Origin of the sequence: Croceicoccus esteveae, assembly GCF_031846435.1 — a bacterium.
Classification (GTDB): Bacteria; Pseudomonadota; Alphaproteobacteria; order Sphingomonadales; family Sphingomonadaceae; genus Croceicoccus; species Croceicoccus esteveae.
On sequence record NZ_JAVRHS010000014.1, the window covers coordinates 21654 to 48082 of the forward strand.

A 26429-nucleotide genomic window follows, 5' to 3' on the forward strand; every position below is an offset into this window, starting at 1 on the left:
CTCGATCACGCCTGGACCAACCTGCCGATAAAGAAATGCCACTCCGGCACGATAGCCTTCGGATTAAAAGCGACATGGCGAAAAGACCCGGTTTGCTGCCTTTAACGTGCTGCACGGCACCACCATCATCGGAAATTCATCCGCTTGCCCAAACGCTAGTTTGGCGCAATTTTCTCCGCTTTGGCGAGTGAGGATAGCCAATGAGGTAGTGCATAAAGCCAGTAAACACCCAAATGATCAGAGATCCTTTTTATGGCTAAGGCACCCATGATCGCGATGATACAAACAAGGGGCAGTATCCAAAGGTCTGCCATTTTCAAGTTGCTGATAACAGCCCAATCAAGAACTGAAGACAAAGATAGAATAATGATGGAATGAATAAGGTAAATCTCTAGCGTTCTCTTTCCTAGGGATTTTAGTAATTCAGAAGCAGGTTTTATATAAACTATTTGATGTGAGATAGCAGCTCCAACGAACAATCCAAGAATATTCAAAATTGGTTGAGTAACAGGACCAATTATATTGGAATACATTCCATAGAAAAGGGTAGAATACATAGCTAATAATATAACTAATCTTTTCCAGCCTACTATCATCAGTTTATAGATAAATTCTGAAAACCAGATGCAACTGAGAAAATATGGTAAATAAACTACTGATTTGAAAAAGGGCGGATAATTTACTAGCAGCATTTCGGCGTGAACTAATGTCGCTATTCCTAATGAGGCTATAATAACAGGAAATCTTAAATGAACGCTTACAAGCTTGGCAATGAGAAAATATATTCCCAGCGCCCATATAAACCAAAGTACCTGATGCGGAAATAACAAACTTGATAATAGATCAGTAAGAGATAATTCTTTATTTTGTGACAGACCAAATATCCAGTGAACGGCAGTCCACAATGTATAAAGATACCATAGCATTGCCGTCTTACGCAAGAGTACTGCTTTGAGATCTAACTGCAATAATCTTACGCCTAAAAGGCCTGAAATTCCAAAAAAAAGTGGCATTCTTATAGCTGCAAATAGATTATTTATCTTCCAATATATGGGGTTGATAACTCCATGACTATCTAGATAAATAGATGCGTGAAAAACTACCACAAGCAGGATTGAAGCACCACGTGCTATGTCAAGCCACGCAATCCGCTCTTTACCTGCTGATGAATTATCACTTGGGATTTTATGAAGCGAACTTACGGACATAGATATCTACTTGCTATTAAAAGTGTCTGTCATTAACAAATCTGCATTTATATTATTTTGCTTATTTAAGGCTTTTCATCCATCGAAGGTTCAAGCAGCCTTCCTGACGCGGCGCAGAGCCGCGATGAGGCGGAACAGTGCCATGAGCGTCAGGCGGAGGATGCCCGAACTCCGGCAGGCGATAAGGTTCTCTCGTTGGTTCTGCTGCCAACAATCTTCTGAAAATTGTTAAATGTTCGACGGTAATCAGATCTCGATTATAAAAACATGTCAGCTTCTTGCAGATTGCAAACTGTCTCGAACAGCGCATCTGACTGCGTTTACGCGCATATCTGACTCTCCTTGAGATCCCCTTGCTCATTTCACAACATGTGAGGCTGATTTGTGCGCAGACGTCATGTCCAATTGTCAGACGAGCTGAAACATATCCATTATTAATGTTAAATCACTCGAGGCAAATTTTTCCAACAAACCCCGGTTTGCTGGAAAGGTCGTGTAGTGTGGCTAAACACTGCCAGAACCTGCTCTATCCCTACATCAAGCCGTTCATGAACCTATGGCCGGTAAACCTCCCTTTTGCTAGTTTCTGCATAAAAGGAGCGCGCAGGGATGCAGATTGGATATATGCGGGTATCGACAGCTGAGCAGAGCCTGAATCTGCAGCGCGATGCTTTGGAGCAGGCGGGGTGCGATCGCATTCTCGAAGATGTGTGTTCGGGTCGGTTGTCAGAGCGTCCCGGGCTTGAGCGCGTGCTCGACATCATCCGCGCTGGTGACACGCTGATCGTCTGGAAGCTTGACCGCATCGGCCGTTCACTGCCGCATATCGTCGGGCTGGTCGGTGATCTGCAGAACCGCGGTGTCGGGCTGAAAGTGCTGTCCGGCGATATCGATACCACGACCGCCGCGGGCCGTCTGGTGTTTGGCATCTTTGCCACATTGGCCGAGTTCGAACGCGACCTGATTCACGAACGCACCATGGCAGGATTGGCCGCGGCCCGTGCCCGGGGGCGGGCCGGCGGGCGTCCACGTGTCATGACCCGCCAAAAGCTGAAAGCTGCGATGGCGCTGATGGCGGACCGGGACAATGCCGCGCGCGAGGTGGCGCAGCAGCTCGGCGTGTCGGTTTCCACGCTCTATGCCTATGTTGATGCCAAGGGGCAGCCACGCAAAGCGGCAATGGAACTGCTCGGCAAGCCACGATCCACAATCGCCCCGGGATCAGAAGCAACAAGCTGAGGCAGATCAGCGCACGACCATCTGCATCGCAGCATCACCTGTATCAGTTCCTATGCATGACATTGCCAAATGGCATCATAATTGCTAATAATGCCAAAAGGAGATCAGGATGCTGTCACTACAGGCTGTTGAAACTGCTCCTAGCCCATTAAGCCATCGCCCCCTTTCTCAGGAAGAGGGCGCGGCCATGTTCCGGGCGGCGAGGATATTGTTCGGCAAATGGAAGCTGACCGATGAACAAGCAGCAATGCTGCTGGATGTGCCGGTGCGGTCCTACAGGCGCTGGAAAGCCGAAGGGGTTGGACGGCTGTCGCGCGATGGTCGTGCCCGGCTGTCCAATCTGATGGGTATTCACAAGGCGCTGCGGATCATCTTTAGCGAACCGCAGCGCGCCTATGCCTGGATCAGGGCGCAAAATGCCGCTTTTGGCGGGGCAAGCGCGCTCGATATCATGCTGGGCGGCGAATTGACTGACCTCATGCGCGTACGCCGCTATCTTGATGCAGAGCGTGGTGGCTGGTGACAAGCGGCAGGGACGTTACTGCCAGTGATATTCCGGTCAGCACCGTGCGCTGGACCGGCGCTGTCAGGATCATCAGAAGCAGCTTCCCGCCTATCGATATTTTCGAAGACATTGCCGATCCTGCTGATTGGCCGTTGCTGATTTCGGCTGAGCAGAAGACCAATCCCAGAATCATGTCCATGATCGGCAATCTTGATGCAATACCGCCTGACCGCCGCGCCGGCGGCAATGGCGCTTCTTATCTGATGGCGCCGTTCACCCACGCTAGCATGGACCGGCCAAGCCGGTTTTCCGATGGCTCCTATGGCGTGCTTTACGTGGCAGGATCGTTCCGGACTGCCCTGTTTGAAACGATCCATCACCATGCCCGCTTCATGGCAGAAACGGCCGAGGAGCCGGGGTGGACCTCGCAATTTCGCGAGATAATCCTTAACGTAGATGCCGATCTGCACGATCTGAGGGCAGGCGCCAGCGCCAGCGATCCGTTCCTGGATCCGGATATTTACCTGCCGGCCCAGCAGCTTGGCGCCCGGCTGAAAGCACAAGCTTCAGATGGCCTGGCATATTGCAGCGTACGTCATGCCGGAGGTGAATGCGTCGGCCTGTTCTATCCTGACTGTGCTTCAAAACCGGTGCAGGGCAGGCATCTCGATTATCACTGGAACGGCAAACGGGTGGACCTGGTGCGCGATGCAGGTGCCGGCAATGTGTTCCGGGTAATCGATGTGCCGGCGCTGTAATGGATAGGGTTGCGGGTCGGCAGCTTCTTCTCACAAGGCAAAGCTACAAGGCGAGCAACGCAACCCACATGTCAAGCTGATGGTGGCAGGCAAGCCCTGCGCTCATTGCTGTTGTCCGTGCTGCTTGCGTCGATATGTCTGCCTGCAAGCGCAAGAGCCGAAACTTCAGGCGTCGAGCGACCTTGTGCCCCTGCATCACCACAGGTTTTCAGATTCCAGGTATTCACACTTTGCGCATGCTTGCCTGCAGAAGTTTCGCCTTAACGGTTTGCCTCACATTCTGCTCTGCTCGCCGAACCCTTCAGAGCAGGATTCTGCTTATTCAGGCGCTGGCAATGTCTGCATGACACGGGTGAAATCCTGAATGTTCGGATGCAGCTACATGCCGTGCATTTCAACACACAGTGGGTGCGGGTTCAAGCAGCGGATGCACCAGCAGCGATTGGCTGTTGGGCTATCATGACTGCAGTCACGCGCCACATGGCCGGGCAAGTTTCAAGGAGTAGCGCAATGCGTGTTGTTTATAAGGGCTCAAAAGCCCTGTTGCTGATGTCGATCCTGGCCGCGCCAGCCTGGGGCAGCGTGTCTGCACAGCAGGTCATGCCTGAGACCGGGCTGACCGGGGCGGTGACTGATACGTCCTCACCTGAACCTGCGACAAAAGGCCCCGAAATCGAAGGTGTCATTTCAGCGCGCAGCGGCGATCGGATGCAGATTACCGCAGCCGACGGCACCAAATCAGTCATTACGATCAATGATGCCACGCGTATCAGTGTTCGCGGTGGTTTTCTGAGCCTCAACCGTACCCGGCTTGCAGCGTCTTCATTACTCAACGGCCTGCCGGTCAGCGTCAAGACGATGCAGACAGGCGGTGAACTGGTGGCCAGTCAGATTGATCTGAAGAACAAGGATCTCAAGACTGCCACGATGATCTACAACGGCACTGATCAGCGCTTTGCTGAACAGAGTGCTGCCACAGAAGCGTTGCGCGGCCGCATGGCGGATCTGGACAAGTACAATATCAAAAGTACGACCACGGTGAACTTCGACACGGGTAAGGCGGTTCTGTCCGAACAGGCAAAAGCCGAGCTTTGCGGCACGGCAGCCACGGCCGACGCGACCAACAATGCTCTTCTGCTTGTGGTTGGCTATACAGATTCGACAGGCAGCGAGGAACTCAACCAGGACCTTAGCGAAAAGCGCGCCAGTCGCGTCGTCAATTATCTGCAACAGGCCTGCCGGTGGAAGCCTTATCGCATGCTTACTCCCACCGGAATGGCCGAAGCCGACCCGGCAGCAAGCAATGATACCGACGAAGGAAAGGCCCAGAACCGCCGTGTTACGGTGAATGTGCTGGTCAGCAAAGGTCTCGACGGCCTGTAAAACGCGTTGCAGAACTCACGGGGTGGGCAATGCCCACTTCGTGACTGCTCTTCATCAAGAACCGGAAACGGGTGCTTTGCCAGCTTTGAGGCACTGTGCAGCCATATCGGCAGTGGTCGGTGTCTGATTATGGCTCTGCAAGCTCGATTGCGCTCCACAGGCGTGTAGCAAATTTGTCACACTGAATTATCGTTGCCTCAAACTGCCGGAACTGCACGGGTTTTGCATGGTTCGGGAGGCGCATGATTTATCAAACTCAATACATGGATTGCTCAATATGCATATGAAGACTGCTCTTTTCCTGGCCGGTAGCGTGGCATTGCTGCCTGCACAGGCTTTTGCTCAGGATGTCACTGCTCCGGACGGAACCAATGCATTCGGCTTTGAGCCCTATGTTGCCATTGGCGGTGGCTATGATGTGTATGACCGCCGCGACGAAATTAACTCTATCGGCATCAGTGACCCGACTGAAGGCGCATTGATCATCGGCACTGTTGGCGCGAACGTTCCACTCGGTGCGTTTTTTGTCGGTGCCGAAGGCTTTGGCGCTTATGGTTTTTCCGACATTGACTGGGAATATGGTGCCGCCGGCCGGTTCGGCGTGCGCGTGGGCGAAAGCGGCATGTTCTTCGGCCGCGTCGGATATATGTGGGTCGAAGGTGAAAACAATTTTGATGACGACGATCTCGTCGATACCGACGATGGTCCGAGCAGCCGCGATCGCGACGGCGTGATTTACGGTATCGGTGCCGAAGTCGGAACCAAGGACATTGGGCTGGGCGGCTTGACCGGCAACAGCGGCGTGCGCCTCAGGTTGGGTGTCGATACTTTCAAGAACTTTGAATCCTTCCGTCCGAGCGCAGCGGTGGTCTTCCAGTTCTGATCGTCTTTTAACCATTATCTAGGCGGCGGCCTGTCTTTTGTAATGAAAGACAGGCCGTTTGCTTGTTCAGCCCCAGCCACGCGAATGATCAATCCTGTGAATCAATTTGGCGGCCACTGATTCAGATTATGCATTTTGCCATTGCCGGCCGCTCTGCTCAAATCACGGTATGGAGCTGCATCATCTGATACATTTGCGCGAAATCACACTTGTTGCGATTGACCACACGCGCAATTGCCGCCGCCATTATCGGATCAGCCGCAGCCGCGATCTGTTTGGCCAGGAAATCATTGAACTTGCCTGGGGCCGCATCGGCGCGCGTGGCCAATCAAGAACCGTTTCGGCGCCACCGGGCAATCAGGCAGACAGGATCGTCGCCAAGATCCTCAACCGCCGCGCCACTGCATGCAAACGGATCGGGGTAGCATACAGGATCAACAACAGCGGTTAGCAGCCGGCCGAATTTGCGCCGACCTGCCAGTCACGGGGGTTTTACGCACCGGCCGCATCATCGTTTAAGACCGTTACCGCATCTCCTGTTCGAATAATGCCATCTTGATGCACATTACAGTAGATGCCCATGACCTGCTTCATTTCCCGAACCACAGTGCGGGTAATGGTTAAATCTCGCGCAATCCCGCCTTGTTGCGCTGCTGCAATGATCGTGCAGCGCGCGCAGCCAGCCACCACATCAAAGATAGCGGGGCCTGCCGCGATCCGCTTGCCGATCCATTCAAGTTCACGCTCGAAATCACATTCGCCCCCGTCATCGACAATGATATTTGACCGGAAACGCTGAACATCAAGGTTGGCCGACGGCACATGGTTTTGCAGATGGCGAATGGACGATGTCGTCAAAACATTGATCGAGAAGGAATCGTGAAAGGTCTGCATGAAGACATCCGACCTGCTCACGTCCTTCATCATCGCCTGCATGTCCGGAAGCGGCTCATCATCCTTCAGCCCGAAGATCATCCGCATTTCCGTTTCGAAATCGCCTGTTTCATAAGGCGCTTGCCGGGACATAGCCTCACCGGATAACGATCCGGTCGATACCAGGGTAACTTCACGGCCGATCGCTGTTGATAAGCGTTGGTGAACACCTGGATCATCCGAACCAACCAAGCTGCCATCAGGCAGCGTGATCTCGACGTGAGGAACTGTTCCCGCGCTTGTTCCCGGCAGATAGCGTGCTGAACACAGCAAGAGGCGCGGAATGTAGCGGGCGCTGCGCGTAACCCCGATCTTTTCGTCGCGAACAGCCCATCCCCGATCCCACACAAGCCCGCGGCGGCCGACCTCGGCCTGCTCCAGTCGCTCACCGCCCATCGATTTGACCGGATAGCGCCATATTTGCGCAACGCTGAGTTCCGGCAGCTCGGTGTTCATCTGTTACACTTTCATGCAGGTGGCGGGGTATATAAATTACGCATGACAATACATGACAACTAGGCAAGATCCATACATAAATACTAATTAGGGTTAGCAGTGTTACTACTTCCAAAGCCCATTGAAAATCCGGAACGGATCAGTTGGGCAACAAGTGCATGCAGAATGACAATGACACCCATAAACTCCAGGAGCTCTTCGAAAGCGGTGAAAATTGCATAGCTTATCCTGCTATCCGGGGAACTTGCTTCATAAGCTGCGTTGAACATTTCCATGCCGACAGCCCCCGAAAAGAAAATGATGACCCCCAGAATGAACAGCGATTTAAACCGTTTGGTCTGGGCTGAAGCCCATTTTCTAAAAACAAGAAAGACAAGGAGCAGGGCAGGTATGGCCACCAAAACCCATGAGTAGAAAAATATCCCTCCAAGATTTCGAACTTCAGGAATGATCGCTTCCAACAGAATGCCACTAAGCTCATGAAACATTGCTATTTCATCTACTGATAGCAAAAGCAGGAACAGAGACAGCATCAGCCAACCCACACGATCTGCAGACCTGTTGAGCCAGGCGCTTATTGTAATAAGGGCTGAAACCGCTGCGCATAGCAACAGAAGCGAAGAGGCAAGCCAGGTTGGCAGGTTGGACTCTCCCATCAGGGAAAAACGGGATACCGCCTGTTTGGTAACAGGCCCTGGAAATGTTGCCAGCCACACATCGGCTATGGCCCCGCCCAACACAATAACAATGACTATCGGCAGCAAAAGCAGCGCAATACATCCTTTGTAAAAATTCTTTATATGAAAGCTCATTGCCGATACCTCGCGCGAAACCATGATCACCATAAAATCGATTTAAACGCCATTTACGGCCATGTTTGTTAATAACATTATTATGTTACTGGTGTTGCGCCGCGCGCAGCAATCCGTGCGCAGGAGCAGCGCCGACATCCTTATGATCCGGCGCTGGGCGTTGCACATTGGCGGCGAGGAAGTGGCCGATAGAAGCGGTGCTGAACAAAGGCGGACGCGGTCTTTGGGTGTGGCATGCAACCATTTACCGCATCATTTCAGCAGAGCGTCAGATAGAAGCCTACATCTGCGAATTTTACTTTGCGCATGGCTACCAACATCATCGCCCGTCATCGCCACGAACGGTTTCACGCCGCCTGCGAAATTGCCCGCACCGATCGCACAGCGGCAGTGCCGTCGCTTATCCGCATCCTCTGTTCAAAACCAAGCATCGCCGTTATTTGCGCCTCCCGCCAAACTGACTGATACGGCTTAATCTGCATTCAGCATATCGACCGCTTCTGCCAGTGATCGGGCGCGCATAAAGGCGCTGTCTTGCGTCCATTCGTCGCTGAACTTTTTGATCTTGCCGTAGCTGTTGTCGAGAACGACATGCCCGATGCCCAGCAGCACGCACAGGATATGCGCGTGCAGCCTGTCGGTCAGCACTGTCTGCCCCCGGGCAAGGATCGTAAGCCCTGTTTGAAGCCGTTTGTTTGCCAACCATTCAAAAGCGGCGGGGCTTGCCGGCTTCCAGCCCTGAACCTGCGGTGGCAGCCATCGACGCAGGAAATCCGGCAGCACATCGGGCTTGCGCGGATATTTCCACTCATCGGGCCAATCCACAATCTGGGCTGGCTGCGGCAGCCGCGCCAAATCGCCATTGTCGCTGATTGCGGCTTCCTTGTCCTTGCGCATCAGACCAAGCACGCGCAGATCGGCGCGGATCGGCGGCGCGATTGCCCCCAGCATAAAGGCCATGTCAGGCACCAGCAGCACGCGACAGGCAAAATGCTGTTCGGCAAACTGCAGGCTGGAGCGGTCGCGCACCATCATGGTGAAATCGGGATGCGCCGCAATTGCCGCTGCACTGGGCGCGACATTCGCCACATTTTCAAAATGGATCGATTGCGGCATCATCACGATGCGCCGATCAACAAAACGGCGCAGAACGGCGTCACGAAACTGCTGATGCCGGGGGTAAAGATCGCCAAAATTGCCACCGCCGTGCAACAGTAGCGTGGCATCAGGGTTCAACCGGGCGATACGGGCAAGATCATCGTCATTGGCTTCTGTCACCAATGCTGGCGACCTGCCAAAATGCTGCCGGCAAAGCGCCAGCTCACCCAGATAAATGGCGCTGTCGCCGATGTTGCCATGATTTGGAAAGTCGAGGATCGCGTAATCGCCTCCGGTGGGAGCGACATCGTTCATTGCTGCGCGCAAGGCTTCCTGCAGCCGTGCAATGACCGGAGCATTGCATGCCCGGATGTCCGGTGCGGATTGACCGGGAAAAAGGTGCTTCATCGTCATCTGCTCAAGCCTTTTGGCCAATTTCGGGATCGCCGCGGCGACCGCGGATCATGGCCGGGATTTTTAACGCTTCGCTTTCCGGTCCTGCCGGGCGGCCGCGCATGAACCACAGTCCGAAGGCAACACCAGGATAAACCACCGCGCCTGTCGCGACACTGGCGGCAATGGCCAGGATCTGGTCCCATCCAACCGATGCCGCGGGCGTGTCAAGCGCGTGTTGCAGCCACAGCACCGCTGCTGCCATTGCTGCACCGGCAATAAGGCTGCGGCCATTGGCCAGCACCTGGTCTGTAATGGAAAGCCGGATCAGCTGGCGCACCAGCCACATGTTGACAGCGGCAGCCAGCAATCCGGTAATGACCCGGCTGTAAATGAGGCCCGGCAGACCAAAAAGGACTGTGCCGCCAATAATGATCGGCAAGCGGATGCAGAACATTTGCAAATCGCGGCGAAACAATTGCTTTGTGTGCCCCTTCGCCATTGCCAGCGGCTGCACCATGGACCCCAGTGTGATGAGCGCGAACACCGCCGAAAGCGCCTGGATGACAGGCACCGCCGGCAGCCATTTCTCGCCCATCGCCACCAGCACGAGCGGCTTTGCCACCAGCGCAAACCCGATGCCGACCGGCAGCGCGACAAAGGTGATAAGCGCCTGCGCCCGGTGATAGGCATGGCGCAATCGGTCAGGGTCATGCGCGATACGCGCCAGCGCCGGGAACAGCGTGCCTGTCAGGGGTGCTGTTGCCTCTCTGGTCGGCATCTGCGCCAGATTGTCGCCAACCGAATAGAAGCCGAGCGCGGCCTTGCCCAGAATGTTGCCGACGAGGAGCTGGTCAAAGCGCCAGTTGATGGTGTTGATTGCCTGACCCAATGTCAGCCAGACAGAAAACGACCACAGTTCGCCTGCATGTTTGAGGCCAAGCCGGGGGCGGAAAGGCAGCACGAAATAGGTGAGCACGGTGGTGATGACCTGCCCCGCGATGACCCCGGCGATCAGCGCCCAGTAGCTTTGCCACACGATCGCCACCATGATCGAGGTGAACACCGTTGCCAGTCGGCCCACGACATTGAGCATGAACTGCTGCCAGAAGATCAGCTCCTTGGTCAGCATGATCTGGCGCGGATTGCCCAATCCGCCGATCAGCACGCTTGCCGCAAAGGCATAGATGACCAGCTCCAGTCTCGGCTCGTCGTAAATCCACACCAGCGGCCGGGCGGCAACGCACATCAGCAACGCCAGCAGCAGCCCACGGGCCGCGCTCAACGTCCAGGCGGTGTGGAAATGATCCTCGCGCGGGTCGGGGTGATGAACGAGCGCCTGCGACAGCGACATTTCGGTAACTGCCGTGATGATGGCAAGCACGGTGGCACCGAGCGCAACCAGCCCGAAATCCGCCGGCAGCAGCAGCCGCGCCAGCACGATGGTGCTGACAAAGCCAAGCGCATTGGTGATCGCCCGCGCGCCTGACAGCCACAGGCTGCCTGAGACCATCCGCCCCAATATGCTCGACAAGGCTGGTCTCCCGGGCAGGTGATGCGTTTCAGGCGCAAGGCAAAGCTGATGGCAGGACTGGTGGCCAGCCTTTCGCTGTTTGGCGCAATCGACACAAGGCGAAGTTTGCGCCTGTCCCGTCGTGAAGCTCGCATGGTGCAATCGAGCACCATGCCGCCATGGCTGGGGCGGAGGCACGCGCCGGTGCAGCGCTCCGACGCAACCCATCCCGCTCTTGACCGAAAGCCCGCTATCGACGGCATTGATGATGTATTGGTCTCGCCGTGCCCAGCGGTGGCGGGCACGACTTTGCCGGCGTTCTTAAAGAGTCGTGGGACAAGAACTGCGCTGTCGCAGCACCTGCTGCGGCAACCTCACCTGTGAACATATGGCACGCGATCAGGCTATCTCTCGTCAACTCTGCCTCATCCACGAAACGGGGCGGCACGCCTGAGGCGTGATCAGCCCTGCGGCAGGCGCAGATAATGCCAGATACTGGCCTTCGAGCGGGACAGGCGGATCAATGCGGGCACCGCGGTTGCCCGATCGGTGCGCCTTTTCCAGTGATATTCGGCAAACCCGCGACATAGGTGCCGCAAGGTTCGCAGCAACCCTTTGGCGGTGTGAATATCAGTTGCCTACTTAGCGTGCGCGTTCTCGGGCGGTCCTTGATTTGATGGGGCAGTGGCTCTGGCGGGTGGCATGTTAATGACGTCCACGGAAACCTGGTTTCCGCATTCTGGATCGTGCATTTTGCAAAGAACCGCGACAGATTTGTCGTCTCTTACTGAAATTCTGTGATAGGGACTGAGGGTTTCCTTCACCTTGTGGCAGAAAGCAACTGCATCCCGGAAATCGACCTCCGGATGCCAATTTTCGCCTCCCAGCAGGCGTTTAAGGCTTCCGCGATGCAAGTAATTGCCAGAGCGGCCATGAACCTTTACAAGCTCAACTTTACTCAAATAGGAGTTCTTAAGTTCAAAAATGGTCGTTTGCGACGGCCTAGTTTGTTGTATATTGACTGCCTCAGGGAAATAATTAGAATTCACCTTTTTTAATTTTTTAAAGATATCTGGTGCTGTCCAAATAGCTAGATCATCTGCTGTGATATTAGAAAATTCATCGTGAACCGATAAACAACCTATAGCAATAATTTCACATACTTTTCTTACTTGAACTTGGCACAGCTCAAATCGGAATAAATCCGGATACGATATATCCTGTGGTAAGCATATAACAAAATTAACACGAAGCTTTAACTCTTCCATAAGGTCTCTGTATATTCTGAGCCTATCGTTTGATGGTCCTGGCAGATTCATAATTTTTTCCTCTACGCAAAGCTATGACTACGATAATAAGAACGTGATGTTGAACTAAGGCGTTAACAGATTTGCAGGATCACTCGGATGTGAATTGTATGGCTGATAAGCAAATGTGCTGTTCTGAACCATAAATTCGGCGTGTGGATGGAAAGAGCACCTTGAACAAGTTCTAGCACGCGGGGGACCGTGTCGGCTCCGGACAGCTGCGGGCAAGGCAGCGGCAGGCAGGCAGGCGACACGGCTCATGCTGCATCAGCCCGGCTTATGAAATGACGCGCGAGCAGCCCTGAAATGATACACAGGAAGGGCGGTGGTTCCCGTGCTTCCGAAACCGGTCAAAGCCTTGGCATGATCGAGGCACCGACATTACAATTGGCGAAACGGGGCAAGAAAAGGCAATGAGCACGGTAGAGGTTTCCGTAGTGGTCTGCACCCGCAACCGGGCAGAATCGCTGGCAAGGATGCTGCGATCGCTGGCGGCAATGGACGTGCCTGCGGATCTTGCCTGGGAAGTGGTGATCGTTGACAACGGCAGCACCGACGACACGCCTGCCGTGATCGAAGGCTTTGCCGACCGCCTGCCGATCCGCCGCGTCATGGAGGCAGAGCCGGGGCTTTCTGTTGCGCGCAATACCGGAGCAGCCAACGCCAGGGGGCACTACATCTGCTGGACGGATGACGACGTCGAGGTGGGGCAGGAGTGGCTGGTCGCTTACCTTGATGCCTTTGCCGCCTTTCCCGATGCCGCCTACTTTGCCGGGCGTGTGGTTCCGGTCTATGAGGGGGAGCGGCCCAGCTGGATCACGCGGAACATGGATGTGCTGGCCACCCTGTTTGCCGAACGCGATCTTGGCGGCACGCGACGCGCATTGCGTGCCGAAACCAACGAAGGACCGTTCGGAGCCAATTGCGCGGTTGTGCGCAAATGGCAGCGGGATCATCCCTACAATGTCGAGCTTGGCGTGTCGCCGCGCTTTCGCCGGTTGGGAGAGGAAACGGCTGTGTTTCGCGCGATCCGTGCTGCCGGCGGGCAAGGCTGTTGGGTGCCGGCGGCAAGCGTGCGCCATCATATTCCGCAATCGCGCCAGACCAAGGACTACGTGCTTACCTACCAGAAATCGGTGGGTGAGACCTGGGCCGCGCTCACCGATCTTGGCATTCCCAATTTCATGGGTCCGGAACTCTATCGCACCGGCCGGCTGATCCGCGGGTCGCCAGCCTGGCTATGGCGCAAGACCGCGCAATCGTTCGGTGCTTTCCAGCTTGCCCGTCTGGCAGGTAACGAACGGTCGGCGCTCAAGGCGATGATGAAATACGCCTATTATCGCGGTGCCAATGATTATCTAATCCGAACCCGCCGAAACCACAGGTAAACTTCCGGCCAATCCCGGTCGGCCGGCAAAATCATCACCTGGGTAGCGCGGTAAACTGGGTATGATGGCCCTGCTGTTTGCCCAAAAAAACGCACTGCTCAAGGGGTCGTGACTGTCCTGGCCAATCTTTTTCCGGATCTGCCTTCTGGCGATAAAGCGCACGTGAACAGGTTGCAACATTGCCGCTCGGCAGGGCAGCGCAGGCTTTGTGATTGCTCTCCCGCGTTGCACGATAATCAGCGACATAGGTCAGGTTGACTGCGGCAACCAAACTGTGTTCAACGGTTTAATCTTTTCTGCTGTAGTTCTGGCAAATTACTGATTAATCAACAGTTTTTTATCTTTGCTTCCATACGCTGCGCTTCATGATAATATTGCAGTGAGCAGGGCATGATTGGTGCAACATGTTTCTTGGGAATGGTTTATGCACTCATCACACCTGTATTCTGATTTATGTACTCTCCATTATGCTGCACATATGTTATAGTGGCAGTATCGCTTGATCACTAAGCTGGGCTCTGGCGACTGAGAGATAGAGTGCTCCCGCCCTTATGGGAGACACATCTTGGAAACCTTGCCGCACCCCCTTTCACTGTTCGTCAAAGATCTTGCACTGCGCGCGCCATTGTCACCGGCAGACCGCGACGCCATTTACAAACTGCCGCATACCCTGCGCATTCTTGAAACATCCGCCTATGCTCTGCGCGAGGCAGATATGCCCACGCACTGCGGTGTGCTGGTATCGGGATTTGCGTTTCGCCAGAAAATTGCCAGCGATGGCGGCCGGCAAATCATGGCCATTCTCCTGCCCGGCGATGCCATCGATCTTCAAAATCTCTTTCTCGATGTTTCCGATCACAGCATCCAGATGATGACTCGCGGCCAGCTTGCCATGCTGCGTCGCGAGGACATTCAGGAAATCGTGCGCACCCGACCGGGCGTGCGCCAGGCCATCTTCATCAAGATCCTCGCAGAAGCGTCCATCTTTCGCGAATGGCTGGTGAACCTTGGCCAGCGGCAGGCCCCTGAACGGGTGGCGCATCTGCTTTGCGAACTGGGGTTCCGTTTCGAAGTGCTCGGGTTGGCGGAAAAATACGGCTATGAACTGCCCATCACGCAGGAAGAGCTGGGCGATGCGACGGGCATCACCTCGGTTCACGTGAACCGCATCCTGAAAAAGCTCGATGCATCGGGATTTGTGACCCGCAACCGGCGCCAGATCAGTTTTTCCAACTGGAGCGACATGCGCACCATTGCCGGTTTCAACGCAAGATATCTGCACATGCAGGGCAAATAACCCGGCCTGAGCAGAATTAGGCCTGAGCAGTATCTGGCCTGAGTATGCTCCAACCTGCATGGGACGGCAGCGGTTCAAAACCAGAAGCGCACTCCTGCGACAAAGCTGGTGACCGATGGATCCTCCCCATCATCGCGCGCGTAATCAGCGCCCTGTCCGATTTTCCATTCCTGCGCCACGCCGATATAAGGTGCGAATTCACGGGCGAGTTCGTAACGCAGCCGGACGCCCAATTCGACAGTATCAAGCCCTGCGCCGATGCCCAGTTCAGGCACATTCTGTGCAGCCAGCACAATTTCGGCACGCGGTTGCAGCACGAGCCGTTGCGTGATGCGCTGGTCGACCTCCCCTTCGATCCTGGCGGTCAGATCGCCTTTGGTCGATAGAAAGGCACTGGCGTCCAGTTCGAACAGATAAGGTGCCAGCCCCTGAACGCCGACTGCAAGCGCGGTGCGATCCCGCGGCGCAAATTCCTGGCGTACGCCGGCTTGCAGGTCGAACCACGGGCCGATGGCGCGGCTGTAGAGCAGCTGCACTTCGGCACTGTCGATTGCTTCACCGAACGCGCCTTCGCCCTCGCTCTTGATCCATACCTTGTCGCGATCGCCGCCATACCAGCCATCAACATCCCAAAGATAGCCATTGGCGCCGTCCCGGGCCCGATACTCGAGGCGATCGGCGCGCAAGCTTGCAAATGTCTGACCGCCCTGCTCGTGGCGCAGCAATTCGCGCGAGGCACGCATCGCTTCTGCACCCCAGATCGCATCGGCAGCGCGCGGCGGGCCGGTGCCGACATCGGCAGGGACCGGCGGCGGCACAGAGCCATGTGGCATCTGATGGCCGGCGTGAGGATCGGGCGGCAAATCGGGTGGTGGCATGACATGGCCAGCATGTGGATCATGGCCGGTGTGCGGATCATGGGCGGAATGTTGCGCCAGTGCCGGAGTTGCCGCACCAGCCACTGCCAGAATCGTTACGCAAAACAGCCGCTTCATGCCGCGCTCGCCGTCGGCACAGCCATGTGGCCGGATGAGGCCGCGGCCACGCTGACGATCTGAAACATGCCGGCATGCATGTGATAAAGAAGGTGACAGTGAAAGGCCCAGTCGCCCGGTTCATTGGCGGTCAGGTCGAATTGCGCGCTGCCGCCCGGTTGCACGATGACCGTGTGTTTCAGCGGCTGACGATCCGCCTCGGCACCGTTCACCAGTTCAAAGAAATGCCCGTGCAGGTGGATCGGGTGCGCCATCATGGTGTCATTGACCAGCTTTATCCGCACCCGCTCATCATAGGCAAAGCGGATCGGCTGATCGCTGACCGCGTTGAATTTCTGCCCATCGAACGACCACATGTAACGTTCCATGTTGCCGGTCAGGTGGATTTCCATTTGGCGCGATGGCGTGCGCAGATCCCTGTTCGGCGTCAGTGCGATCAGATCCTTGTAAGTCAGCACCCGGTGGTCGACATCGTCGAGCCCGATCCCCGGATCGCCCATGCGGTCCGCTGGATGCATGGACACCATGTCGACGCCCGGACCTGCCTTTACGTCCGGCGGCAGCAGCGAAGTGTCGCGCATCTTCATGTCGTGTGCTGCCCCGGATGCTCCCATGGCGCCCTGTTTTGCTGCACCCGATGCTGCAGCATGAGAAGCCGTGCCATGGCCCATTGCCGCATGGTCCATCTGACCATGGTTCATTTGGCCGTGATCCATTTGGCCACCGCCCATCTGGCCATGGTTCATGCCGCCATGATCCATCTGGCCGTCCATGCCGCCCATGCCCATATCCTTCATGGTCAGCAGCGGCGGATCGCGCAGCGGCGGCACCGGGGCACGGGCACCGGGACGCGCGGCCAATGTCGCGACCGCCATGCCGGACCGGTCCATTGCCTCTGCCACCACTGTATAGGCCGCGTCGCTGCCGGGCTCGACAATGATGTCATAGGTTTCGGCGACACCGATCTGCAATTCGTCCACCTTGATCGGCCGCACATTCTGTCCGTCGGCAGCAACGACCGTGATCGGCAGGCCGGGAATGCGCAGGTTGAAGAAGGTCATGGCGCTGCCGTTGATGACGCGCAGCCGCAACCGTTCACCGGCGCGGAACGGATATTCCAGCCCCTCTGTCGGACCATGCCCGTTGGCAAGAAAGCTGTAGGTCGCGCCCGATACATCGGAAATATCGGTCGGCATCATCCGCATTTCGGCCCACATGCGGCGTTCCTGAGCCGTCAGCGGGTAATCGTCGGTCCAGTTGCGCTGCTGGTGATTGAAATAGGCTTCCCCTTTTTTCAGCTTGCCCATGATCGTGTGGGGGTGAAGCGGCGTGAACTCGCTCAATAGCAGGACATGATCGCTGTCCGCCGCCACCGGATCAGGTTCGGCAGGGTCGACCACGATCGGCCCGTAATGCCCTGTCTGTTCCTGCAGGCCGGAATGGCTGTGCCACCAATAGGTGCCGGCCTGACGGACCGGGAATTCATAGGTGAAGGTCTGCCCCGGCAGGATACCGGGAAAGCTGATGCCCGGCACGCCATCCATATGAAACGGCACCAGCAGACCGTGCCAGTGGATCGAGGTATCCTCGTCCAGCGTATTGGTCACATTGATGCGGACCGTCTGCCCTTCCTTCAACCGGACGAGCGGCCCCGGCACGCTGCCGTTGACGGCAACACCATGACCGCGACGCCCCTCGACCATGCGCATTCCGCGGCCCACGGCAAGGTCGATGACCGCGCCCGATACCTCGTCCAACCCTTGGCGAAGCAGGGCGGCGTTCATGTCACGCCCCCGCGCCCAGGCAGGCAAGGCACACAGCCCGCCTCCCACAGCGGCAGTGCCCAGCAGCGATCGTCGGGTCAGGGCCAGATCATTCATCGAACTTGCATCTCCTTTGATGCGGCACATATATACCCCTGTAGGGTATATCAACCGCAGGATCGCAATTAATGCCGAAAGAAAGTTCCGCAATTCTCAACCGGTTGCGCCGGATCGAGGGACAGGTCCGCGGCGTCGCGCAGATGGTGGAAGACGACCGTTATTGCATCGACATCCTGCACCAGATGCAGGCGGTGAAGGCCGCGCTCGTCAAAGCCGAAAGCGAAATCCTGAAAAATCATGCCGCCTGCTGCGTCACGGAAGCCATCGCCTCAGGTGACATCGGTGAGCAGCAGGCCAAGTTTTCCGAGCTGATCGACCTGTTCGACAAGGTGAAACGATGAAGGATACGGCAAACAAGACCGCCAGCGTCTATCGCATGGTGATGAAGGATCATGTCTGCCCCTATGGGCTCAAGACGGTGGATCTTTTGAAGCGCGAAGGCTTTGCCATCGACGATCACCATCTTGAAACACGCGAGCAGACCGACGCCTTCAAGGCAAAGCACGATGTGAAGACCACGCCGCAAACCTTTATCAATGGTCGGCGCATTGGCGGCTATGACGATGTGCGCGAATATTTCGGCAAGAAACCGATCGAGAAGGACGAGGATGCGACCAGCTATCAGCCGGTGATCGCGATCTTTGCCGTGACCGCTTTGCTGGGTCTGGGGCTGAGCTGGTTCAGCTATGGCGAATTGCTGACCGTGGCCGCGGCCGAATGGTTCGTCAGCCTGTCGATGTGTGTCCTTGCCATCCAGAAGCTGCAGGATATTCGCAGCTTTTCCACCATGTTCCTCAATTACGACCTGCTGGCGCGGCGCTGGGTTCCCTATGGCTTTGTCTATCCGTTCGGCGAGGCGCTGGCCGGGATCCTGATGACGGCCCATGTTCTGCCGATCATTTCTGTGCCGGTATCGCTGTTCATCGGCGGGATCGGCGCCTTCAGCGTGTTTAAGGCCGTCTATATCGACAAGCGCGAACTGAAATGCGCCTGCGTCGGCGGGAACAGCAATGTGCCGCTGGGCTTTGTGTCCCTGACTGAAAACATTTTCATGATCGGGATGGGCCTGTGGATGGGCGCACGGGCGCTGGGCTGGATCGTGATCTGACATGAACGGAACAACCATGCAGCACGACAGCACGAACAAGGGCGGCAATTACGTCCGCTTCATGGCGATGATCGGCACGTCGACGGTCGTCATGTTCGTGCTGATGTATCTCAACACCTACAGCATCGACCATGTATTCTGGAGCGAAACACGCTTCTGGATGGCGTTTGTCATGGGCGCGGCGATGATGGTCGTCATGCTGCTGTTCATGTGGTCGATGTACAGGAACACGGCAAAGAACTGGATCATCCTGGGAGTGGCGGCCCTCGTGTTCGCTCTCGGCCTGTGGCTGGTGCGCAGTCAGAACACCATTGATGACACCGAATATATGAAAGCCATGATCCCGCACCATTCGATCGCCATCATGACCAGCGAACGGGCCCATCTGCGCGATCCGCGCGTGCGCGAACTGGCCAAGGGGATCATTATCGCCCAGCGCCGGGAAATTTCGGAGATGCAATATCTGATCGCGGATATCGAGCGCAACGGCATCCGCACGACAGAGCGCGAACCGCTTGCCTCCGAAATGCCGCCGCTGGCCACAATGCCTGATCCTGTCAGGCCCGAACGCAACATGGCGGAGTCTGCCCGATGAAGCGCGTTTCTGCAGCTGTTGCAGGCGCTGCCATGCTGCTGTCCGCTTGCAACCAGAACACTGCGCCAGGCAATGACCGGGAAGCGCAGCTCGACCCGGTTCTTACCCCCGCCCCTGCCGCCAGCGCGGCGGATGCACTTGCCGGCATCGCCACCTCCGCTATCCAGCCTGTCCCACTGACGAGTGCCGATCTTGCCGGGCTGGGCGGGTTGGGTGGCAAATGCGCGTTCCGCTTCACCGCTGTCTCGTTTCCCGCTTTTGTGTACGATGCGGCACGCGGCACCATCAAGCTCAACGGCACGTTGATCACGCTGCCTGCGACAAGTGAAGGCAGGTTTGCAGAAGCGGGGTTGCAGGTTCTGGTTCGCCCGATCGAGACAGATTTCGACAGCGGCGGCAGACGCAAGGCAGAGATGATCGTTCAATTGCCCGATGCCCCGGATGAACTGGGCTTTCGTGGTTATGAGGTCTGCGCACAGCAGCTTTGATCCTGCACGACATGTGCAAACGCCTGAGATGGTTCTGGCCGCATGATTTTGGTGGCAACCGCTGCCGGATCGGTTATTGTGACATGGCGAGCCGGGCCCCTCTGGCAGGCAGCGTCCCTTTAGGTGATGCTCCTGTGATGTCGGATCGCTCCCTGTAGGGGGAGTGCGCCCGGACATTATTCCTTTGTGTCCCGGCATGCTCCCTTTCGGATCTGATCGAAGGAGGAGTGCCAATGCAGATCTTGCCTGCCCTTACCTGTTCCGACCAACGCAATTTCCCGGTTTCAGACATCGTGCCGCATGATTGTGACATGCAGCAGAAAGGCATTGCCCATGCGTACTCCTGAAACCGTTGCCATGATGCTGTGCCCGGTGTGCCGCACCGGTCTTTCCATGTCGGACCGCAGCGGCGTCGAGATTGATTTCTGCCCGTCATGCCGCGGTGTCTGGCTGGATCGCGGCGAACTCGACAAGATCATCGAGCGGACGAATGCCTCGTTCGTGCAGTCCTCCCCTTCCCTTCAGGAGCAGGGTCGGGACCAGAGGCACACGCGCAATGATGATCGTCCTGGCGGGGATGATCGTCCTGGCGGGTTGCTCGGCAAGGCAGCTGCGATGCTGCGTGATGACGATGATCGTTATGACGATCGCCGCTATCATGATGATCGTGGCCGCCGCCCACGCAAGAAAAAATCGCTGCTGTCGGAATTCTTCGACTGATCCGACAGGCTGCGGCGCTGCTGATCACACAAGGCCACACTATCGTTACCCGATCTGCCACGTGAGGGGCGCAAGAACAGTTTTCATGGTGCACGAATGACCATTTTTATGATTGTGGCAGGCCTGGTTCTGCTTGCGATTGGCGGCGATGTATTGGTGCGCGGGGCAGTCGGCGTCGCCACCAGGCTGGGCGTGTCCCCGCTGCTCGCGGGGCTTACGATCGTGGGCTTTGGCACTTCAATGCCGGAACTTGTCACCAGCCTGTTTGCCGCTTTTGACAATGCGCCGGGTATTTCGGTTGGCAATGTCGTGGGTTCCAACACTGCCAACATATTGCTGATCCTTGGCGTGTCGGCACTGATCATGCCGCTGGTCATTGACCGCAATGCCTTTCGCCGTGATGGACTGGCGTTGGTCCTTGCCACGCTGGCAGGGCTGGCTGCTGTTCTGGCAGGGTTCCTGTCCCGTCCAGTCGGCATCGCGCTTGTGGCCTTGTTGATAGGCTATATCGTGTGGGCCTACCGCAGCGAGCGGGCAGCGCCCGACGCCGAAGCCGCGATGCACGAACATGTCACAGAAGATACAGGCGGGTCGGGCCTTGGCCTGTGGTCTGCGGTCGGTCTTTCGCTGGCCGGGATTGCCGGCACTGTCATCGGCGCGCGCCTGCTGGTGGATGGCGCCATCGTGATCGCGCGTGACATGGGCGTGACCGAGAGCGTCATCGGGCTGACCGTGGTGGCGATCGGAACCTCGCTGCCTGAACTGGTCGCCTGTGTCGCTGCAGCACTGCGCCGGCATACCGATGTGGTGCTGGGCAATGTGATCGGCTCCAACATCTACAATGTGCTGGGCATTCTGGGTATCACCGCCATCGTGCACCCGATCGCGGTTCCTGCAGAAATTGCAGCGTTCGATATCTGGGTGTTTGTCGCGGCCGCGGCAGTGCTCATGCTGTTTGCCCGCACGGGCTGGACCATCAAGCGATGGGAAGGTGCAGCATTCCTTGCCCTTTATGCAGGTTATATGGCTTACCTCGCCTTATAAGCCGTGATCACCCTGGTTGGAACGCGGGCTGGCAAGCTCGGAAAGCGATTGTCGAAGCAGGACAGATTGCGACGCTCGTCCGCAGGCGGAAATTTCACAAGCATCATTGGCAAAACGGCTTTATGGAACGTTCAATGAACGACGACGACAAGCGCATCCTGACCGGAACAGACGGTATCGATCACATTTTATGCGGCGGCCTGACAGCCAATCGCCTGTATCTTGTGGAAGGCAGCCCGGGCGCTGGCAAAACCACACTGGGGCTTAAATTCCTGCTGGAAGGTGCGCGGCACAAGGAACCGGTCCTTTATATCACCCTGTCGGAAACCAGGCAGGAATTGCAGGCGTCGGCCCGTTCGCATGGCTGGTCGCTGGATGGCATCACCCTGTTCGAAATCGTGCCCGAAGATGGTTTTGGTCAGCATAATGAGCAGACGCTGCTGCACCCAAGCGATGTCGAGCTTGGTGAAACCGTGCGTGGCATCATCAAGATCGTGGAACAACAATCCCCACGCCGCGTCGTTCTGGACAGCCTGTCGGAATTGCGCTTGCTGGCGCAGAACCCCTTGCGTTATCGCCGGCAGATCCTGGCGCTGAAGCATTTCTTCGCCAAGCAGGATTGTACCGTTCTCGTGCTTGACGACCGCAGCGCACAGCCGGGCGATCTGCAACTGCATTCCATTGCCCATGGTGTCATGACGCTGGAACAGAATGTCAGCGATTTTGGTGCGGAACGGCGCCGGTTGCGCATCGTGAAGATGCGCGGCTTGCAATATCGCGGCGGCTATCATGATTTCACGATTCAAAAAGGTGGCTTGTGTGTTTATCCCCGGCTGATCGCGGCCGAACACCACACTGTCTTTGCCGCAGATGCGGTTGCCACCGGTATTGATGAACTGGATGATCTGCTGGGTGGCGGTCTCTTTCCGGGCACCACCACCCTGCTTGCCGGGCCTGCTGGTGTGGGCAAGACCACAACCACCATCCAGTGCATGATTACTGCATTGAGGCGGGGTGCGCGCGCAGCCTATTATCTGTTCGATGAACGTCTTGCGACGCTGCTCACGCGGTCCAAGGCGTTGGGCATGGACCTCCAGCCCTTCATCGACAACAAGCAGCTTGCCATCCGGCAGATCGATCCGGCAGAACTGAGCCCGGGGGAATTTGCAGGCGCTGTGCAAACCGCCGTTGAGGAAGATGGCGCAAGCTATGTCGTCGTCGACAGTCTCAATGCTTATCTGCACGCCATGCCGAGCGACAATTTCCTTCTTCTCCAGATGCATGAGCTGCTCAGCTATTTGAGCCAGCAGGGCGTCGTGTCGCTGATGATCCTTGGTCAGCATGGCGTCACTGGCCAGCTGCGCTCCGATGTCGACATCAGCTATCTGGCCGACACGGTGATGCTGCTCCGCTTCTTCGAGGCCGAAGGCGAGGTGCGCAAATCCATGGCCGTCATCAAGACCCGTACTGCCGATCATGAACGAAGCATCCGCGAGTTCAGCATCGGCAACCACGGCATTGCCATCGGCACGCCAATGACCAGCCTTACCGGGATCCTGAGCGGGAACCCGCAATATAGTTCCAATGGAGCAAACTTGCTCTCCGGCAGTTAGCATTGCCATGAACGCCGAACCCCTCATGCGCCGGATCGCCGTGTACACCCCTCATGGCAGAGATGGCGCAATTGCGTCCCAGCTGCTTGCCAAAATGGGCCATGAAAGCGTTGTCGCCACTTCGCTGGCGCAATTGTGCGAGATCGTCGAGGAAGACACAGGCGTGGTGCTCGCCACCGAAGAGGCGTTGGCAGGGCCATGCCTGGACAGGCTGGCAGAGATCATTGCCCGGCAACCCGCCTGGTCCGACCTTCCCTTTATCATTCTCACCAATGGTGATGCACAAACGCGCTCGGCCCAGGCCGTCAAGACCCTGGACCGGCTTGGCAATGTCGTCCTGCTGTCACGGCCTCTGCATGCAGAAGACCTGCTGCGCGCAGTTGCCTCAGCGCTGAAGGCCCGGCAGCGCCAGATCGATGCACGCCGTCACATGGAAAAGCTGCAGCGGCGCGATGAGCAGCTTGCCGACAGCGAAAAGAAGTTTCACGCGATTGTCGATTCTGTCGACCAGATGATCTGGGCGACCCGCGCCGATGGTTATCATGACTTCTACAATGATCGCTGGTACGAATTCACCGGCGTTCCCTATGACAGCACCGATGGCGATGCGTGGACCAACATTTTTCATCCCGAAGACCAGGAGCGTACCTGGTCTATGTGGCGCAAAAGCTTGGCGACAGGCAATCCGTATCAGATCGAATACAGATTGCGCCATCACAGCGGCGATTACCGCTGGGTTCTTGGCCGCGCGCAGCCGGTGCGGGATGATGCAGGCAATATCGTGCGCTGGTATGGCAGCTGCACCGATATTGATGCACAGGTCCGCGCACGACAGCTGCTGGCCCAGTCCCATGGCAAGCTTGCCTCTGCGGTAGAAGAACGCAGCGCACAATTGGCCGAGATGATGCAGGAGCGGGATCGTGCCTGGGACCTGTCGCTTGACCTGCTTGGCGTGGTGGATACCGATACCTTGATGATCGAGGTCAACGCTGCCTGGCAAACCGCCCTGGGCTGGTCGCCCGAGGACATTATCGGACACAGTTTCCTGGAGTTTACCCATCCCGACGATGTCGAACCCACCAAGAAGGTCTTCGAAGGCATTTTCGATGACCCGCTTACCACACCATATGAATTTCGCATGCGTCATGCCGACGGCAGCTACCGCCGGATCGACTGGACTGCGATGTTCAGCAATGGCCGGGTTTATGCCTCTGGCCGGGATGTAACCGAACAGCGCGCGCAGGCACAGGCTTTGGAAGCTGCCGAACAATCTCTTCGGCAAAGCCAGAAACTTGACACGATCGGCAAGCTGACCGGCGGCGTTGCCCATGATTTCAACAATTTGCTAATGGCGATCAGATCAAGCTTGGAGCTGTTGCAGCGCAGAATGCTACAGGATGATGAGCGCTCCATCCGCTTTATCAGGAACGCCATTCATGCCACCGAACGCGGAGCAAGCCTGACGCAACGCATGCTTGCCTTTGCCCGCAAGCAGGAGCTTCAGGCGTCTAGTGTCGATATCCGGCAACTGATGCTTGGCATGACCGATTTGCTGGCACGCTCGATCGGTCCTGAAATCGATCTGCATGTCGATGCCCCAAAAGACCTTCCGGACGTCTGGATCGATGCCAACCAGCTTGAAATGGCCGTTCTCAACCTTGCGATCAATGCGCGCGATGCGATGGATGGCAAAGGACGTCTGACACTCCGGCTCGATCAAACCAAGCTGGGAGCCGATGACCAGGTGCAGCCTGGACCTTACGTCCGCATCGCCGTTGAAGATACTGGCGCAGGAATGGATGCTGAAACCCTTGCCTGCGCCATGGAGCCATTTTTCACCACCAAGGGAGTTGGCAAGGGTACGGGTCTGGGTTTGCCCATGGTGCATGGGTTGACCAACCAGTCCGGCGGAACCTTCCGGCTCCAAAGCACGCCGGGACGAGGCACAACCGCTGAGATCTATCTTCCATTATGCAAAGCGAGTGAGCAGGCACGAATGATCCAGGAAAGTAAGGACGACCTCGACGAGCATGGTGCCAACCCGTCTCGCAAGACCGTGCTTGTCGTCGACGATGACATGCTGGTGCTGATGGGAACGGCCGGCCTGCTCGAAGACTTGGGACATGAAGTAATTGAAGCCAGCTCAGGCTCCCAGGCACTCGAAATAATTGAGCAGAGGCCGGAAATCGAGCTGCTGATCACTGACCACGCGATGCCAAAGATGACCGGAGTGGAGCTTGCGCAAAAGGCAAGGCAATTGCGTGCTGCGTTGCCGGTAATTCTTGCCAGCGGCTATGCCGAAATGCCGGAAGGAGGCGAAAAATGGATCTCCACCCGTCTGGAAAAACCATTCAGCGATGTCATGCTCAGGAAGGCCATAGAAGCCGTTCTGTAGAGGCTATGTAACAGGTCTCCACCATTGGCTTACGCGCAAATTGCACCGGTGCAATTTTTTGCAATGTGGTGCAATTGCACTGCTCCTGACATGCAGAGCGCATATACAAACCTCATGGCAACTCCGCTCATGACGGCACTGATCTGCAAGTCATTTCAAGCAACAGTATCAAGCATTAGCCTTGCCCGCTCCTGAAAATTGCACCGGTGCAATTTTCTGCTTTCCTGTCTTTCAGAATGATAAGCATACCAGCGCTGGTGCCGGCTTTGAGAAAGATAACGGTGCACTCATCTGCTTTGGTTTCGCAAAGCCAGATCGCACAAGGGAGCAGAGTGCACCCTCTTTGCCATTATCTTCAGACATCATGAAAGCGTGTCGTTCTGCCTGAGCAAACCATGATTGCTGCACCGGGTTT

The 26429-nt window shown here is 56.5% G+C and carries 26 protein-coding genes; 17 read left to right on the forward strand and 9 right to left on the reverse strand.

What is annotated here, in order from left to right:
- Positions 1-155 precede the first annotated feature (155 nt).
- Positions 156-1208, reverse strand: a complete 1053-nt coding sequence (locus RM533_RS12480; protein WP_311341559.1) for an acyltransferase family protein — start codon at positions 1206-1208, stop codon at positions 156-158.
- A gap of 609 nt (positions 1209-1817) precedes the next feature.
- Here RM533_RS12480 and RM533_RS12485 point away from each other — a divergent pair.
- The 6 genes from RM533_RS12485 (at position 1818) to RM533_RS12510 (ending at position 6427) form a co-directional block, all read left to right on the forward strand.
- Positions 1818-2447: a recombinase family protein gene (locus tag RM533_RS12485; protein ID WP_311341560.1), complete on the forward strand. Its 630-nt coding sequence runs from the start codon at positions 1818-1820 to the stop codon at positions 2445-2447.
- 109 nt (positions 2448-2556) lie between these two features.
- On the forward strand, positions 2557-2970 hold the full coding sequence (locus tag RM533_RS12490; RefSeq protein WP_311341561.1) for an MbcA/ParS/Xre antitoxin family protein: 414 nt from the start codon (positions 2557-2559) through the stop codon (positions 2968-2970).
- The gene (locus RM533_RS12495) at positions 2967-3710 is read left to right on the forward strand and encodes an RES family NAD+ phosphorylase (RefSeq protein WP_311341562.1); all 744 of its coding nucleotides are present in this window, start codon (positions 2967-2969) and stop codon (positions 3708-3710) included. Before RM533_RS12490 ends, RM533_RS12495 begins: the two co-directional genes overlap by 4 nt.
- A gap of 510 nt (positions 3711-4220) precedes the next feature.
- Positions 4221-5093, forward strand: a complete 873-nt coding sequence (locus RM533_RS12500) for an OmpA family protein (protein ID WP_311341563.1) — start codon at positions 4221-4223, stop codon at positions 5091-5093.
- Between the two features lie 283 nt (positions 5094-5376).
- Positions 5377-5976: an opacity protein gene (locus RM533_RS12505; protein WP_311341564.1), complete on the forward strand. Its 600-nt coding sequence runs from the start codon at positions 5377-5379 to the stop codon at positions 5974-5976.
- A gap of 169 nt (positions 5977-6145) precedes the next feature.
- Complete coding sequence (locus RM533_RS12510; protein ID WP_311341565.1) at positions 6146-6427, forward strand: WGR domain-containing protein; 282 nt, start codon at positions 6146-6148, stop codon at positions 6425-6427.
- 41 nt (positions 6428-6468) lie between these two features.
- Here RM533_RS12510 and RM533_RS12515 read toward each other — a convergent pair whose 3' ends face one another.
- Entirely contained in the window at positions 6469-7365 is an 897-nt protein-coding gene (locus RM533_RS12515; RefSeq protein ID WP_311341566.1) for an MOSC domain-containing protein, read from the reverse strand.
- An 83-nt stretch (positions 7366-7448) separates the two neighbouring features.
- Positions 7449-8201 (reverse strand): DUF8692 domain-containing protein, encoded by a 753-nt coding sequence (locus RM533_RS12520; protein WP_311341567.1) that lies wholly within the window; start codon positions 8199-8201, stop codon positions 7449-7451.
- A gap of 282 nt (positions 8202-8483) precedes the next feature.
- On the opposite strand from RM533_RS12520, the gene RM533_RS12525 reads away from it, so the two are divergent.
- Positions 8484-8642, forward strand: a complete 159-nt coding sequence (locus tag RM533_RS12525; protein WP_311341568.1) for a hypothetical protein — start codon at positions 8484-8486, stop codon at positions 8640-8642.
- Positions 8643-8648: 6 nt separating this feature from the next.
- Here RM533_RS12525 and RM533_RS12530 read toward each other — a convergent pair whose 3' ends face one another.
- From RM533_RS12530 to RM533_RS12540, 3 genes are all read right to left on the reverse strand, one after another.
- A complete protein-coding gene (locus tag RM533_RS12530) occupies positions 8649-9689 on the reverse strand; it encodes a polysaccharide pyruvyl transferase family protein (protein ID WP_311341569.1) in 1041 nt (346 codons plus the stop codon).
- A 4-nt stretch (positions 9690-9693) separates the two neighbouring features.
- Entirely contained in the window at positions 9694-11202 is a 1509-nt protein-coding gene (locus tag RM533_RS12535; protein WP_311341570.1) for a lipopolysaccharide biosynthesis protein, read from the reverse strand.
- A 617-nt stretch (positions 11203-11819) separates the two neighbouring features.
- Entirely contained in the window at positions 11820-12500 is a 681-nt protein-coding gene (locus RM533_RS12540) for a hypothetical protein (protein ID WP_311341571.1), read from the reverse strand.
- A gap of 401 nt (positions 12501-12901) precedes the next feature.
- Here RM533_RS12540 and RM533_RS12545 point away from each other — a divergent pair, with 401 nt between their 5' ends.
- On the forward strand, positions 12902-13876 hold the full coding sequence (locus RM533_RS12545; RefSeq protein ID WP_311341572.1) for a glycosyltransferase family 2 protein: 975 nt from the start codon (positions 12902-12904) through the stop codon (positions 13874-13876).
- 565 nt (positions 13877-14441) lie between these two features.
- Positions 14442-15173, forward strand: a complete 732-nt coding sequence (locus RM533_RS12550) for a Crp/Fnr family transcriptional regulator (RefSeq protein ID WP_311341573.1) — start codon at positions 14442-14444, stop codon at positions 15171-15173.
- Positions 15174-15247: 74 nt separating this feature from the next.
- On the opposite strand, the gene RM533_RS12555 is transcribed toward RM533_RS12550, so the two are convergent.
- A complete protein-coding gene (locus tag RM533_RS12555) occupies positions 15248-16168 on the reverse strand; it encodes a copper resistance protein B (protein WP_311341574.1) in 921 nt (306 codons plus the stop codon).
- Positions 16165-18048: a copper resistance system multicopper oxidase gene (locus RM533_RS12560; protein ID WP_311341575.1), complete on the reverse strand. Its 1884-nt coding sequence runs from the start codon at positions 18046-18048 to the stop codon at positions 16165-16167. The genes RM533_RS12555 and RM533_RS12560 overlap by 4 nt, the downstream gene beginning before the upstream one ends.
- Positions 18049-18119: 71 nt before the next feature.
- Here RM533_RS12560 and RM533_RS12565 point away from each other — a divergent pair, with 71 nt between their 5' ends.
- The 8 genes from RM533_RS12565 (at position 18120) to RM533_RS12600 (ending at position 26014) form a co-directional block, all read left to right on the forward strand.
- Complete coding sequence (locus RM533_RS12565; RefSeq protein ID WP_311341576.1) at positions 18120-18392, forward strand: metal-sensitive transcriptional regulator; 273 nt, start codon at positions 18120-18122, stop codon at positions 18390-18392.
- Entirely contained in the window at positions 18389-19159 is a 771-nt protein-coding gene (locus RM533_RS12570; protein ID WP_311341577.1) for a glutaredoxin, read from the forward strand. The genes RM533_RS12565 and RM533_RS12570 overlap by 4 nt, the downstream gene beginning before the upstream one ends.
- A gap of 67 nt (positions 19160-19226) precedes the next feature.
- Entirely contained in the window at positions 19227-19754 is a 528-nt protein-coding gene (locus tag RM533_RS12575) for a DUF305 domain-containing protein (protein WP_311341583.1), read from the forward strand.
- Positions 19751-20242 (forward strand): DUF6692 family protein, encoded by a 492-nt coding sequence (locus RM533_RS12580; RefSeq protein WP_311341578.1) that lies wholly within the window; start codon positions 19751-19753, stop codon positions 20240-20242. The genes RM533_RS12575 and RM533_RS12580 overlap by 4 nt, the downstream gene beginning before the upstream one ends.
- A gap of 333 nt (positions 20243-20575) precedes the next feature.
- Positions 20576-20962: a TFIIB-type zinc ribbon-containing protein gene (locus RM533_RS13725; RefSeq protein WP_432265077.1), complete on the forward strand. Its 387-nt coding sequence runs from the start codon at positions 20576-20578 to the stop codon at positions 20960-20962.
- A 96-nt stretch (positions 20963-21058) separates the two neighbouring features.
- The gene (locus tag RM533_RS12590; protein ID WP_311341579.1) at positions 21059-22006 is read left to right on the forward strand and encodes a calcium/sodium antiporter; all 948 of its coding nucleotides are present in this window, start codon (positions 21059-21061) and stop codon (positions 22004-22006) included.
- 134 nt (positions 22007-22140) lie between these two features.
- Entirely contained in the window at positions 22141-23619 is a 1479-nt protein-coding gene (locus tag RM533_RS12595) for an ATPase domain-containing protein (RefSeq protein ID WP_311341580.1), read from the forward strand.
- Between the two features lie 7 nt (positions 23620-23626).
- Positions 23627-26014 (forward strand): PAS domain-containing protein, encoded by a 2388-nt coding sequence (locus RM533_RS12600; RefSeq protein WP_311341581.1) that lies wholly within the window; start codon positions 23627-23629, stop codon positions 26012-26014.
- Positions 26015-26245: 231 nt separating this feature from the next.
- Here the strand turns inward: RM533_RS12600 and RM533_RS12605 are convergent.
- Positions 26246-26429, reverse strand: a 184-nt coding sequence (locus RM533_RS12605) for a hypothetical protein (protein ID WP_311341582.1), incomplete at its 5' end; no start/stop codon positions are given.

Excerpts from the sequence above, each read along its gene's own strand:
- RM533_RS12480 (WP_311341559.1), bottom strand. The coding sequence starts at position 1,208 with ATGTCCGTAAGTTCGCTTCATAAAATCCCAAGTGATAATTCATCAGCA.
- RM533_RS12485 (WP_311341560.1), top strand. The coding sequence starts at position 1,818 with ATGCAGATTGGATATATGCGGGTATCGACAGCTGAGCAGAGCCTGAAT.
- RM533_RS12490 (WP_311341561.1), top strand. The coding sequence starts at position 2,557 with ATGCTGTCACTACAGGCTGTTGAAACTGCTCCTAGCCCATTAAGCCAT.
- RM533_RS12500 (WP_311341563.1), top strand. The coding sequence starts at position 4,221 with ATGCGTGTTGTTTATAAGGGCTCAAAAGCCCTGTTGCTGATGTCGATC.
- RM533_RS12505 (WP_311341564.1), top strand. The coding sequence starts at position 5,377 with ATGAAGACTGCTCTTTTCCTGGCCGGTAGCGTGGCATTGCTGCCTGCA.
- RM533_RS12510 (WP_311341565.1), top strand. The coding sequence starts at position 6,146 with ATGGAGCTGCATCATCTGATACATTTGCGCGAAATCACACTTGTTGCG.
- RM533_RS12515 (WP_311341566.1), bottom strand. The coding sequence starts at position 7,365 with ATGAACACCGAGCTGCCGGAACTCAGCGTTGCGCAAATATGGCGCTAT.
- RM533_RS12520 (WP_311341567.1), bottom strand. The coding sequence starts at position 8,201 with ATGGTTTCGCGCGAGGTATCGGCAATGAGCTTTCATATAAAGAATTTT.
- RM533_RS12525 (WP_311341568.1), top strand. The coding sequence starts at position 8,484 with ATGGCTACCAACATCATCGCCCGTCATCGCCACGAACGGTTTCACGCC.
- RM533_RS12530 (WP_311341569.1), bottom strand. The coding sequence starts at position 9,689 with ATGACGATGAAGCACCTTTTTCCCGGTCAATCCGCACCGGACATCCGG.
- RM533_RS12540 (WP_311341571.1), bottom strand. The coding sequence starts at position 12,500 with ATGAATCTGCCAGGACCATCAAACGATAGGCTCAGAATATACAGAGAC.
- RM533_RS12545 (WP_311341572.1), top strand. The coding sequence starts at position 12,902 with ATGAGCACGGTAGAGGTTTCCGTAGTGGTCTGCACCCGCAACCGGGCA.
- RM533_RS12555 (WP_311341574.1), bottom strand. The coding sequence starts at position 16,168 with ATGAAGCGGCTGTTTTGCGTAACGATTCTGGCAGTGGCTGGTGCGGCA.
- RM533_RS12560 (WP_311341575.1), bottom strand. The coding sequence starts at position 18,048 with ATGAATGATCTGGCCCTGACCCGACGATCGCTGCTGGGCACTGCCGCT.
- RM533_RS12565 (WP_311341576.1), top strand. The coding sequence starts at position 18,120 with ATGCCGAAAGAAAGTTCCGCAATTCTCAACCGGTTGCGCCGGATCGAG.
- RM533_RS12570 (WP_311341577.1), top strand. The coding sequence starts at position 18,389 with ATGAAGGATACGGCAAACAAGACCGCCAGCGTCTATCGCATGGTGATG.
- RM533_RS12575 (WP_311341583.1), top strand. The coding sequence starts at position 19,227 with ATGATCGGCACGTCGACGGTCGTCATGTTCGTGCTGATGTATCTCAAC.
- RM533_RS12580 (WP_311341578.1), top strand. The coding sequence starts at position 19,751 with ATGAAGCGCGTTTCTGCAGCTGTTGCAGGCGCTGCCATGCTGCTGTCC.
- RM533_RS13725 (WP_432265077.1), top strand. The coding sequence starts at position 20,576 with ATGCGTACTCCTGAAACCGTTGCCATGATGCTGTGCCCGGTGTGCCGC.
- RM533_RS12590 (WP_311341579.1), top strand. The coding sequence starts at position 21,059 with ATGACCATTTTTATGATTGTGGCAGGCCTGGTTCTGCTTGCGATTGGC.
- RM533_RS12595 (WP_311341580.1), top strand. The coding sequence starts at position 22,141 with ATGAACGACGACGACAAGCGCATCCTGACCGGAACAGACGGTATCGAT.
- RM533_RS12600 (WP_311341581.1), top strand. The coding sequence starts at position 23,627 with ATGAACGCCGAACCCCTCATGCGCCGGATCGCCGTGTACACCCCTCAT.